The organism is Coprococcus sp. TF11-13, from assembly GCF_003481085.1.
In the GTDB taxonomy this organism is placed as follows: domain Bacteria; phylum Bacillota; class Clostridia; order Lachnospirales; family Lachnospiraceae; genus Coprococcus; species Coprococcus aceti.
In genome coordinates this window covers 37,701-50,884 of sequence record NZ_QUKK01000002.1, presented here as the reverse complement: position 1 = coordinate 50,884, position 13,184 = coordinate 37,701, and the positions used below count along the sequence as shown (strand labels likewise).

Annotated in this window: 9 protein-coding genes; all 9 read left to right on the top strand. The window is 46.3% G+C overall.

Translation table 11 applies throughout. The annotated features are described in order from the left end of the window. Nucleotides 1-97 precede the first annotated feature (97 nt). The 9 genes from DXD11_RS14305 to DXD11_RS14685 all read left to right on the top strand — a co-directional run bounded on the left by DXD11_RS14305 (nucleotide 98) and on the right by DXD11_RS14685 (nucleotide 12,892). Nucleotides 98-1,102: a hypothetical protein gene (locus DXD11_RS14305; protein WP_199688725.1), complete on the top strand. Its 1,005-nt coding sequence runs from the start codon at nucleotides 98-100 to the stop codon at nucleotides 1,100-1,102. A 157-nt stretch (nucleotides 1,103-1,259) separates the two neighbouring features. Continuing rightward, complete coding sequence (locus DXD11_RS04900; protein WP_055272037.1) at nucleotides 1,260-1,766, top strand: hypothetical protein; 507 nt, start codon at nucleotides 1,260-1,262, stop codon at nucleotides 1,764-1,766. 382 nt (nucleotides 1,767-2,148) lie between these two features. Next, entirely contained in the window at nucleotides 2,149-5,319 is a 3,171-nt protein-coding gene (ileS, locus tag DXD11_RS04895; protein WP_117874356.1) for an isoleucine--tRNA ligase, read from the top strand. Between the two features lie 300 nt (nucleotides 5,320-5,619). Continuing rightward, complete coding sequence (locus DXD11_RS04890) at nucleotides 5,620-6,825, top strand: metallophosphoesterase (RefSeq protein WP_022217355.1); 1,206 nt, start codon at nucleotides 5,620-5,622, stop codon at nucleotides 6,823-6,825. A gap of 196 nt (nucleotides 6,826-7,021) precedes the next feature. Further along, nucleotides 7,022-8,740: an alanine/glycine:cation symporter family protein gene (locus tag DXD11_RS04885; protein ID WP_118757891.1), complete on the top strand. Its 1,719-nt coding sequence runs from the start codon at nucleotides 7,022-7,024 to the stop codon at nucleotides 8,738-8,740. A 203-nt stretch (nucleotides 8,741-8,943) separates the two neighbouring features. After that, on the top strand, nucleotides 8,944-10,704 hold the full coding sequence (dnaK, locus tag DXD11_RS04880) for a molecular chaperone DnaK (RefSeq protein WP_015534465.1): 1,761 nt from the start codon (nucleotides 8,944-8,946) through the stop codon (nucleotides 10,702-10,704). A 25-nt stretch (nucleotides 10,705-10,729) separates the two neighbouring features. Beyond that, nucleotides 10,730-11,125: a hypothetical protein gene (locus DXD11_RS04875; RefSeq protein ID WP_118757890.1), complete on the top strand. Its 396-nt coding sequence runs from the start codon at nucleotides 10,730-10,732 to the stop codon at nucleotides 11,123-11,125. 54 nt (nucleotides 11,126-11,179) lie between these two features. Continuing rightward, nucleotides 11,180-12,079: a DUF5685 family protein gene (locus DXD11_RS04870; protein WP_015534467.1), complete on the top strand. Its 900-nt coding sequence runs from the start codon at nucleotides 11,180-11,182 to the stop codon at nucleotides 12,077-12,079. Nucleotides 12,080-12,082: 3 nt separating this feature from the next. Beyond that, nucleotides 12,083-12,892: a J domain-containing protein gene (locus DXD11_RS14685; protein ID WP_015534468.1), complete on the top strand. Its 810-nt coding sequence runs from the start codon at nucleotides 12,083-12,085 to the stop codon at nucleotides 12,890-12,892. Nucleotides 12,893-13,184: the final 292 nt, after the last annotated feature.

Below are 13,184 nucleotides of genomic sequence, written 5' to 3'. Positions count from 1 at the left end.
TTGGTTGGACATAGCAGATATAAAATGCTACCATGATTCTATGGGAACATTATTGTTCCAGAGCAGCAAAAGGGATGAGCAGAATAAGGAGAGAAAGATGGACGAGAATAACGTAAATGGATTTAATGATATGGACGACGATGAGGACGAGGGAACTACTGTCCTCACGACTCCGGGAGTGAGCGCATTTTCTCCGGTGCAGAACAGTGCACAAGGGCAGCCGAACCCGGGTCAGCCACAGCAGAATCAGCAGCCGGGTGGATTTGGACAGCCGATGGGCGGACAGTATGGAGGATTTGGGCAGCCACAGTATGGTCAGCCGCAGTACGGTCAGGGTCAGCAGTTTAGTGGAAATGTCCAGTCGACAGGTGGACAGTATGGAGGATTTGGACAGCCACAGTATGGTCAGCCGCAGTACGGTCAGGGTCAGCAGTTTGGTGGAAATGTCCAGTCGACAGGTGGACAGTATGGAGGATTTGGGCAGCCACAGTATGGACAGCCACAGTATGGACAGCCACAGTACAGCCAGCAGCCGGGCATGACTCCGGGTGTTATGGAGCCGGGTAAAAAGGTGAACAAGAAGCTTATAGCAATAATAGGCGGAATCGCAGCGGCAGTCCTGATCGCGATAATAGTCGTTGTTCTGATCCTGGCGGGTGGTCCCGGTGAGAGAAGTGCCAAGAAGGTCGGAGACAAGCTGGTGACAGCCTATGAAAAAGGCGATGCCGATGCCATGGTTGATCTGATGGACAAGGAATATTACAAGCTGTATAACAGGATAAGAAGCTATACAGGCAGTGATGACTATGTCAAGGATACATTCAACGAGCAGGTCAGCGACATGGTAGATGAGGTAGGCAAGGTCAAGAGCATCAAGGTCGAGGACAGATCAGAGAAGGAATATGACGAGGATAAGCTTAAGGATGTAAATGATACATTTGACATGCTGGATGTCGACATGACGGTTGACAAGTGCTACGAGGTGGACCTTGATGTCAAGATAAAAGGATCTACTGACGAATCAGATGGCGAGATCATATACACAGTTATAAAGACTGGCGGTAAGTGGTATCTTGTAGACTATGATCTCTACGTATATTAGAAAATAAATCTCATGGATTGAGGATAGATTTCTCAGTCCATGAGATTTTTTGTTTATATTAGATACATACGAATATGTTTTATAGCAAATGTGTATAAAAAACGAATTGTAATTGTAAAAGCATGGTGATAATATAAAAAATGTAAGAAATTGTTATATGTATCTTAATAATGGAGCTGGTGGATATATCGTATACAGAAAGGCTGGAAAGGGAAAGTACAGCAAGCTGGCCAATATAAACAAAAACACAATACTGAGCTATACAGATAAGTCAGCTAAAAATGGAACGGTATACACATATAAGATTGTTGCGTGCAAGACGGCAGGCAAGACAAGTTACAATGCGGCTGACAGCAATCAGAAAACCATTATGAGAATCACTTCGTCAAAGGTTACCAAGACCACGAACAAGGCAGGAAAGAAGATGACTGTTAAGTGGTCGGTAAATTCCAAGGTAGGAGGATATCAGATACAGTATTCTGTAAAGAGCAATTTTGCCAAGGCAAAGACTGTAAAAGTGACCGGAGCTAAAAAGTCAAATGTCACAATAGCAAAATTGGCTAAGAAGAAATATTATGTGAGAGTCAGAAGCTTCAAGAAGGTAGGAAAAACAACTTACTATTCTGCATGGAGCACAACAAAGAATGTGGTTATAAAGAAGTAGAATAGTAAATTATTTGCGCATATTGCGATTGACAAACCACAAATACTTGCTATACTAATGAATGGATAGGTTCAGAAATGGCTTATACAGGCGGTTTTCTGGATCATATAAGTTAAAAACGATGACAGAGACAGTACGGAGTCTGCGAGATCAGCAGCGAGCCGGGGGTGGTGCGAGCCCGGTGACAGTAGAGACTTTCGGAATATCACTCTGGAGTTGCAGACCAAAAGAGATTTGCTCAAGTAGGCTCTGACGTATTTCCTGCGTTAATGGGAGCGCATATGTTAGTATGTAAGTAATAGGTGGTATAACGAACTCAAAGCCCTTCGTCCTGATTACGACGAAGGGCTTTTTTATATTTATCACAGAAAGGAAAGACGACATGTACGACAAGGTTTCGACTAAACTGGAATTCGTGAACAGAGAGCAGAAGGTATTGGACTTCTGGAAAGAAAATCAGGTATTTGAGAAGAGTGTTGAAGAGACAAAGGATCTGCCAACATACACATTCTATGATGGCCCTCCAACAGCAAATGGTAAGCCACATATCGGACACGTTCTCACACGTGTAATCAAGGATATGATCCCTAGATATCAGACAATGAAGGGACATAACGTAGTCAGAAAGGCCGGATGGGATACACACGGTCTGCCTGTTGAGCTCGAGGTTGAGAAGCTCTTGGGAATCGACGGCAAGGAGCAGATAGAGGAGTACGGACTGGAGCCATTTATCCAGAAATGTAAGGAGTCCGTATGGAAATATAAAGGCATGTGGGAAGAGTTCTCAGGCAAGGTAGGTTTCTGGGCTGATATGGACAACCCATATGTAACATACCATGATGACTTCATCGAGTCAGAGTGGTGGGCGCTGAAGAAGATCTGGGATCAGGGACTTCTGTACAAGGGCTTCAAGATCGTGCCTTACTGCCCAAGATGTGGTACACCTCTTTCAAGCCATGAGGTTGCACAGGGATACAAGACAGTCAAGGAGCGTTCAGCAGTAGTAAGATTCAAGGTTATCGGAGAGGACGCATATTTCCTCGCATGGACAACAACACCTTGGACACTTCCTTCAAACGTAGCACTCTGTGTAAATCCAGATGAGACATACGTGAAGGTTAAGGCAGCAGACGGCTACACATATTATCTTGCACAGGCGCTTGCAGACAAGGTTCTCGGCGGTCTTGCAAAGGAAGCAGCAGACGATCAGGCAGCAGTTCCTGCATACGAGGTTCTTGAGACATATGTCGGTAAGGATCTTGAGTACAAGGAGTATGAGCCACTCTATGAGTGCGTAAAGCCTGTATGTGAGAAGCAGCACAAGAAGGGCCACTTCATCACATGTGACACTTATGTAACTATGACAGATGGTACCGGTATCGTTCATATCGCACCTGCATTTGGTGAGGACGATGCAAATGTCGGAAGAAACTACGATCTTCCATTTGTACAGTTTGTAGATGGCAAGGGTGACCTCACTGAGGAGACTCCATTTGCCGGAATGTTCGTAAAGGATGCAGACCCTGAGGTACTCAAGGATCTGGACGCAAGAGGACTTCTCTTCGATGCGCCTAAGTTCGAGCATGAGTATCCACACTGCTGGAGATGTGACACACCACTTATCTATTACGCAAGAGATACATGGTTCATCAAGATGACAGCAGTCAGAGACAAGCTGGTTAAGAATAATGACACTGTAAACTGGATCCCGGAGAGCATCGGTAAGGGTCGTTTCGGCGACTGGCTGAAGAATGTTCAGGACTGGGGACTTTCAAGAAACCGTTACTGGGGTACTCCGCTGAACATCTGGGAGTGTGAGTGCGGTTGCAGACATGCAATCGGATCAAAGGAAGAGCTCCGTTCGATGAGCGACAACTGCCCTGAGGACATCGAGCTTCACCGTCCGTTCATCGACGCTGTAACTATCAAGTGTCCTGAGTGTGGCAAGCAGATGCACAGAGTCACAGAGGTTATCGACTGCTGGTTCGATTCAGGATCAATGCCATTTGCACAGTGGCACTATCCGTTTGAGAATCAGGATATATTTGAGAAGCACTTCCCTGCTGATTTCATCAGTGAGGCTGTTGACCAGACAAGAGGATGGTTCTACTCACTTATGGCGATCTCAACGCTGCTGTTCGACAAGGCTCCGTTTAAGAACGTAATCGTTCTCGGACATGTCCAGGATAAGGACGGACAGAAGATGAGTAAGTCCAAGGGAAATGCGGTAGATCCTATGGATGCTCTGAACAAGTACGGTGCAGATGCCATCAGATGGTACTTCTACAGCAATTCAGCACCATGGCTTCCTAACAGATTCCATGAGGATGCGGTTGTTGAGTGTCAGAGAAAGTTCATGGGTACACTGTGGAACACATATGCGTTCTATGTACTCTATGCAAATATAGACAACTTCAATCCACTTGAGCATGAGCTAGAGTACGACAAGCTGTCACTTATGGACAAGTGGCTCCTGTCCAAGCTGAACTCAACAGTCAAGGCGGTTGACGCAAACCTTGGCGCATACAAGATCCCTGAGACAACAAGAGTTCTCGAGGAGTTCGTGGATGACATGAGTAACTGGTATGTCCGTCGTGGACGTGAGAGATACTGGGCAAAGGGCATGGAGCAGGACAAGGTAAATGCTTACATGACACTTTACACAGCGCTCGTTACGATCGCACAGACAGTAGCTCCTATGCTCCCATTCATGGCAGAGGATATTTACCAGAATCTGGTTAGAAATATAGACAAGGATGCACCTCTCTCAGTTCATCTGTGCTCATTCCCTGAGGTGGATGAGAAGATGATCGATCCAGAGCTCGAGGTAGCTATGGACGAGATCCTGAAGATCGTAGTTCTGGGACGTGCAGCAAGAAATACAGCAAATATCAAGAACAGACAGCCGATCGGCAAGATGTATGTCAAGGCTGACAAGAAGCTTTTCGGTGAGGAGAAGGCAATCATCGAGGATGAGCTGAACGTGAAGAATGTTGAGTTCGATGATGATGTAAGCGCTTACACAACATACAGCTTCAAGCCACAGCTTCGTACAGTCGGACCTAAGTACGGCAAGCACCTTGGCAAGATCAAGGAGCATCTGTCAGCACTGGATGGCAACGCAGCCATGGCAGAGCTCAAGGCAGAGGGCGCTCTGAAGTTTGAGGCAGACGGAGAGGAAATCGTACTCACTGAGGCTGATCTTCTGATCGACATGGCTCAGATGGACGGTTTCGTATCTGAGGCAGACGGCGGTGTGACAGTAGTTATCGACACAAATCTGTCAGAGGAGCTTCTTGAGGAAGGATTTGTCCGTGAGATAGTATCCAAGGTTCAGACTATGAGAAAAGAGGCTGGATTCGAGGTTATGGACAAGATCACTGTATACGCAGACGGAAGCCAGAAGGCAAATGACATCATCGCAGCAAATGCGGATGCCATCATCGGCGACGTTATGGCAACAGAGATCATTACCGGTTCAGTTGATGGTTACTCTAAGGAGTGGAACATCAACGGCGAGAAGGTAACTCTCGGAGTGAAGAAGAACGACTAAGGGATATAATATTAGGGCTTAAAACAGGCATTTTGGAAAAAATTATCCCTGATCAAGAGAATACGGCCCGAAAGGTACAAATCTTAAAGATTTTGTATCTTTCGGGCTATTTTTATGTGATTTAGGATAATTTTGTACTTTTTTTAAATATATTTGGATATTAGGGGATGACGGTGGAATTACGATTTATTAAGTTTGTGTATGTGTGGTGTTGGGAGTATATTATTGTATGAATAAATCGTACAAAGGACTGCCGTCAATATGTATATTGGCCAGTCAGAAAAACAAAGGAGAAAAAAGATGATAGCAATTTTTATTGCGCCTTTTTACATAGCGTTAAATATATATTTGTTCTGGAGAATAAAGGGTTGGGTACAGGCATATTTCCCGAAACTCAAAGGCAAGAAGGGCTGGATAGTCCCGATAGTGCTATATGCATTTCTGGCGTCGGCGCTGGTGATCGCATTCTTCCTGCCACAGGGAAGGTTCAAACGTGGCATGAAGCTGGTGGGAAATTACTGGCTGGGTGTTCTGCTTTATATGATATTCTTCATAGTGATAGCCGAGCTTGGAAGATTCCTACTGCTTCATGTATTCAGAGTGAGCAAAGATAAGATATGTGTGCCGCGGATTCGCAGGATAGTAGGCTGTGTGTGCGCAACACTCATCATGTGTATATCATTCTGGGGAGTGGTAAATGCGAGACTTGTGCGGGTGACGCCTTATGATGTGACCATCAATAAGGAAGCACGGGATGAGAATGGTCAGAAGATGGATTCCATGAAGATAGTGCTGGTTGCAGATCTTCATCTTGGATACAACATAGGCGTCAGGCAGGTTCAAAGAATAGTGAATTCCATAAATAAGCAGGACGCAGATCTGGTGCTGATAGCGGGTGATATATTTGACAACGAATGGGAAGCCGTTGACCAGCCGGAGGAGCTTGAGAAAATACTCCGGGGGATCAAATCAAAGTATGGAGTGTATGCATGCTATGGTAACCACGACATACAGGAGCAGGTGCTTGCCGGATTTACATTTGGCGGACAGAAGGAGAAGACCAGCAGTCCGGAGATGGACGAGTTTATGGAGAAAGCGGGAATCACTCTTCTTCGCGACGAGGGAGTGCTGATAAACGATTCCATATACATCTATGGCCGCCGCGATGCCCACAGACCGGGAAATGGAGTCACAGACAGAGTATCCGCAGACGAGATCACGAAAAATATGGACAAATCAAAACCTATCATAATCCTTGATCATGAGCCAAAGGAGCTGGAGGAGCTGTCGTCGGCAGGTGTGGATATGGACCTGTGTGGACACACCCATGACGGACAAATGTTCCCAGGCAACATCCTTGTGGCGATGATGTGGGAAAATTCCTGCGGTTACCTGAATGTTGACGGCATGCACAACATAGTGACATCAGGAGTCGGCGTGTTTGGCCCAGATATGCGGGTTGGAACCAAGGCGGAGATATGTCCGATAACGGTGAATTTTAAATGACCACCACACCACATAATATTTTGCCAACCGCCCACATAACTTAATTAATAAAGGAAAATAACCATAACACCACAATACTCTGGACTTTGTGGCAAAATTACAGTAAATTTACGGGTATATAAACTGATTCGGGACAAAAAATGAGGGGAGTGCCGGGTCGGATGATATGGATAACCTGGAAAGAGGAGGCGGTTGTATGGAAAAGTTAAATGAGATCGTGTCGGCGGTGGATGGATTTGTCTGGGGACCGGTCATGCTGGTGCTTCTGGTTGGAACGGGAATATTTTTGACGATCAGAACAGGATTTCTTCCCTGGAGGAACCTCGGCTATGCGCTGAAGAGTACACTTAGCAAGGAGGCAAGGACAAAGAGCAGGGGAACCGGAGACGTGTCACCATTTTCGGCACTGACCACCGCGCTTGCTGCAACCATAGGAACGGGAAATATCGTTGGTGTTGCAACGGCCATGGTATCGGGAGGTCCAGGAGCACTGGTGTGGATGTGGATATCCGCAGCATTTGGAATGACATCCAAGTTCTCAGAGTGTATGCTTGCTATCAAGTACCGTGAGGTGAATGCCAAGGGCGAGATGAGCGGCGGTCCTATGTACACTATGAAGAAAGCATTCAAGCATAAGAAGTTCGGCGCAGTGCTGGGCTGGCTGTTTGCACTCTTTGCAGTCATCGCCTCATTTGGAATAGGAAATATGACACAGGCCAATTCCATATCTGAATCTCTTAGCAGCACATTCAGCGTGCCTACATATGTGACAGGAATCATACTTACGGTTTTTGCCCTTCTTATAATAGTTGGAGGAATCAAGACTATATCTAAGGTGTCATCAGTTGTTGTTCCTTTGATGGCGATATTCTATGTTGTAGCCGGACTTATTGTAATAATCGTCAATATCCAGAATCTTCCGGCAGGAGTTGTCATGATATTCAAGATGGCATTCTCAGTCAAGGCAGTCGGTGGCGGTTTGTGTGGTACGATCACAGCAGCTATGATGAACGCCATGAGATTCGGTGTTGCCAGAGGAGTATTCTCAAATGAAGCCGGAATGGGCTCGGCGGCCATCACAGCGGCAGCTGCCACAACAGACAATCCTGTCCGTCAGGGTTACATCAATATGACAGGTACATTCTGGGATACTATAGTAGTCTGCACCATCACAGGTCTCTGTATTGCATCATCGGGTGTGCTTGGTATTACTGAGAACAGTACAAAGGGCAGCTATCAGGTGAGCGGAACGGCGGTTACTGTGGAGGCTGTTGATTCTGACAACAAGATTACCACGACGGATTATACATATGAATTCACAGATGACCAGCTCATTCTGACAGATACATCCAATTCGTCAAATACACTGACTCTTTCTGTTCTTCCATCCGACGAACTCAACAAGGATGAGAATACAAAGCTTGCAAGTGAGCTTGCGGTGGAGGAGAGTCAGGCAGCCATAGGAAGTCTTACCGGTACATGGACTGATGCAGCCGGAAACCATTATACATTTGCTGAGGATGGAACATTTGCCTGCTCAACTGTTATAAAAGGTGCAGCTCTCACGATACTGTCATTTGGCTCTGCACTTGGCAAGGTGGGAGGCTGGCTCGTAACTATAGGAATTGTGCTCTTCGCATTCTCCACGATCCTTGGATGGGAGTATCACGGAGAGAAGGCATTTGAGTATCTGTTCAAGTCACACAAGTACAATATGATATACAGGATAGTGTTCTCGCTCGTTGTATACGTAGGCGCGACGATATCACTGGATCTTGTATGGAACTTCTCAGATATAGCGAATGCGCTCATGGCGATTCCGAACCTTATCTGTCTGCTGGCATTAAGCGGAGAGATCGCAAAGGATATAAAGGAATTCCAGGCGGTTATCAAGGCAGAGAAAGTATCAAAGTAGAATATTAAATCCGGGGACAGAGGGGTCAGGTACCTCCGTCCCTTTTTTTATACTCTCTTAACCTAACTTTATACTTACTTTATTTTTTGTCCAAATTATGTTCATAAGTGATGGTTATTATATACAATATATAGGGACGGAGGTACCTGACCCCTCCGTACCCATGAGTAGATTAGAATACCATTACAGAGAGGTTGACATATATGAGCAGAGTAGTAGGAATAGACCTGGGAACAACAAACAGCTGTGTGGCAGTGCTTGAGGGCGATCAGCCAACTGTCATACCGAATTCGGAGGGCGGCAGGACCACACCTTCCATAGTAGCCATCACAAAGAATGGAGAGAGACTGGTGGGTGAGTCTGCCAGGAGACAGATGACTGTGAATGTGGACAGAACTATCACATCCATCAAGAGAGCGATGGGAACAACATACAGAAAGAGGATAGACGGCAAGGACTATTCGCCGCAGGAGATATCCGCCATCATACTTGCAAAGCTGAAGAGCGATGCTGAGAGTTATCTGGGCGGACCGGTATCTGATGCAGTCATAACAGTTCCGGCTTACTTTGACGACAGCCAGAGACAGGCCACAAAGGACGCCGGAAGAATAGCGGGACTGAATGTGCTTCGAATCATAAATGAGCCTACATCGGCGGCTCTCGCCTATGGTCTTGACAATGGACAGGCGCAGAAGATACTTGTATACGATCTGGGCGGAGGAACATTTGACGTGTCTGTTATAGAGATAGGGGACAGCGTCATAGAGGTTCTTGCCACCGCGGGAGACAATCATCTAGGCGGAGATGATTTTGATGAGAGGCTGCTGGACTACGTCATCAAGACCTTTAAAAAGGAGACAAAGGTCAATCTGGCGAAGGATATCACGGCATCCCAGAGAGTGAGGGAAGCCTGTGAGAATGCCAAGAAGGAGCTCTCATTTGCGCAGACTGCACACATCAATCTGCCATTTATATCGACAGTGAAGAATCAGCCGGTGCATCTAGACATGACGATAACCAGGGAGCAGTTCAACGAGCTCACCTATGACCTGGTGGAGAGAACGGCGGGACCTGTAAACCAGGCATTATCCGATGCGGGCATAACGAGAAATCAGATAGACAAAGTGCTGCTGGTGGGTGGCTCCACCCGTATACCGGCGGTTGTGGATAAGGTTCGTGCCATAACCGGCAGGGAGCCATCCAAGAATATGAACCCGGACGAGTGCGTTGCCATGGGTGCGGCGGTCCAGGGAAGCAAGCTCAGCGGCGAGCTCACCGTGTCGAACAAGGTGAATGACATTCTCCTCATGGATGTGACACCTCTTTCGCTGTCCATTGAGACCCTTGGAGGCGTGGCAAATGTCATCATTCCGAGAAATTCTGCCATTCCGACCAGGGCATCAAAGATATTTACCACGGCGGGCAATTTCCAGAGGGATGTCGAGATCAAGGTATACCAGGGCGAGCGGCATTTCACAAGGGACAACAAGCTGCTAGGCAACTTCAGACTCAGTGGTATCAAGAGAGCCATGGCGGGCGTTCCTCAGATCGAGGTCACATTTGACATGGATGCAAATGGTATCCTCAAGGTCTCAGCTAAGGATCTGGGCAGGGGTGTGGAACAGCAGATAGTGATCACATCCAGCACCAACCTTTCGGAGGAGGAGATCCGCAGAGCCAGGGAGGATGCGAAGAAGTACGAGGATGATGTGGCTGGAGCCAGAGAGTTCAAAGACATTATGAACGAGGCCGAGGCGTATGTATATAAGGTAGAGAATCTTCTTGAGACCAAGGGCGCACAGCTCGACAAGAAGGAGATGAAACGGATCAAGAGCGACTGCGAGTATCTGAGGAAGCTTGTGACACGAACAGACATGAATCATGTAGATGACGTGGAGATGGGCAGGATGAAGGAAGCCTACAGACAGCTCCAGGAATCCGCAGAGAAACTGGAGACAATGTAAGAATTTGCGAGGAGAATGGTGAATTATGAAAGACAAATTTATAAGATTTATGAGATCCAGGTACGGCAACGATCAGTTGTCATCATTCCTTACCTGGGGCGGATTGATATTTATGGTGCTGGATGCATTTATCAAGACAGGGATATTTTATTTCCTTGGACTTCTCATGTTCATATATGGATATGTCAGGATCATGTCCAAGAACTATGACAAGTGCGCGGCTCAGAACAGATGGTTTATGGAGCACACCGCAGGCGTGAGAAATATATTCAAGCGTGCGAAGAAACAGAAGGAAGCCGGCAAGGAATACAAGATATTTGTCTGCAGCAAATGCCAGCAGATGATCAGAGTTCCAAGGGGAAAGGGCAAGATAGAGATCAGATGCCCTAAGTGCGGCAACAGATTTGTGAAGAAGTCTTAGTAACAGCGCAGACGGATAAAGTCTTATGTTGGAATATAGTGTGGAGATTGAGAGATGTTTGGATATATAGTGGTGAACCAGCCTGAGCTTAAGATGAAAGAATATGATGAATACCGTAAGTATTATTGCGGCCTGTGCAAATCGCTGAAGGACAGATATGGTGCCAGAGGACAGATAAGTCTCAGCTATGATATGACATTTCTGGTCCTTCTTCTGACGGGACTGTACGAACCGGAGAAGCACTCGGGCAGCAGAAGATGTATCGCACACCCGACATCGAAGCATACTTATGTACAGAACGAGTACACAGATTATGTTGCTGATATGAACGTGATCCTTACCTATTATAAATGTATAGATGACTGGGATGATGAGCATATGCTTACCCGAAAGCTGTATGCGGATGTACTGCTCGCAGGACAAAATGGCAGGAGGCTCAAGGAAGATTATCAACAGAAGATCCAGGTTATTGCGGAGAACCTCAAGGCGATAAGTGAGCTTGAGGAGGTGGGATCCGATGACATGGATGCATTGTCAGGGCATTTCGGCAATATAATGGCAGAGATATGTGCCCCGAAACATGATGAGTGGGAATCATATCTCCGCACCATAGGCTATTATCTGGGCAAATTTGTCTACATAATGGACGCGTATGACGATATAGAGAAGGATATAGGTGCCGGAAATTACAATCCATTCGTGTGCAGGCTTGCGCATGAGCTGGGTGTTGAGGTACAATCAGTGGGTGTGGATAAAACCATAGAACAGGACAAATGGCAGGAGCTTGCAGAGTGGACGAAGGATGTTCTGATGATGATGGTGGCACCACTTGCAAAAGAGTATGAGATGCTTCCTATTATTGAAAATGTAGGTATACTCAGGAACATAATATACTCAGGAATATGGGAAGCATATTATTCGACTACAAATAGAAGATGCGGCGATGAGGAATAAATTATGAAAGATCCTTACGAGGTGCTGGGACTCAAAAGAGGTGCCAGCGAAGAAGAAGTAAAAAAAGCATATAGAAGGCTGAGCCGGAAGTATCATCCGGATGCGAATATCAACAATCCTCACAAGGATGAGGCTGAGGAAAAGTTCAAGGAGATACAGCAGGCTTACAAGTCCATAGTGAGCGGCGAGGCTGACCGTGCAAGTTACGGTGGTGCTGGTGGGTATGGAACTGGAAGCTCGCAGGGCTACGGCGGCGGTTATGGATCTGGCGGTTCATATGGTCCGTATGGTGGAAGTTCTTACGGCGGTTCGTCAGGAGGCTACGGACAGTATGATGATCCATTTGGCGGTTTCGGAGGATTTGGCCCATTTGGTTTCGGTGGCTATCAGAGACAGAATGACTACGATCCGAATGATAAAGATTCCAGATATTTTCAGGCCGCGAAGAACTATATGAACAGCGGAAGCTATGAGGAGGCGAAGAACGTCCTCAATCAGATAGAGAATCACGATGCCAAGTGGCACTATTACAGTGGCGTGTGCAACGCCGGACTTGGCAATCAGATAAGAGCCATGGAGATGCTGAAGCGTGCAATGGAGCTTGAGCCGGGCAATCAGGAATACCGTCAGGCATATGAGTCCATCAAGAGCGGCCGTCAGTGGTACATGGACAGAGGTGCCGGGTATGGAATGGATATGCCGACCGGCGGAAAGTTTTGCAACAACCTTTGTACCATATGTGCTCTCATGTCGTGCTGCATGGGCGGTATGCCTTGCGTGTGCTGCATGCCGAGTGGATACGGACGAAGTTAGATAACGATCCCCCTGGGAGTTGCCTCTCCCAGGGGTTTTATATCGTATACGTGGTGCATTTACAATATTCTGGTAATCATTGAAAACGCAAGAACCCCCAATTAATCTAGATATTATCAGACATTTATCGCCTTTTATGTAAAAAAAACTGCAAATTCTATTTGACTATAGTCTAATTTTATAGTGTTATTTAACAAATTTTTTCTCATGTATTGTTAAAAAAAAAGGTTGATGATAGAATGAAACAGTGAAAATGGAAAAAATTATATCTATTTATCCAAGGAGGGAATGA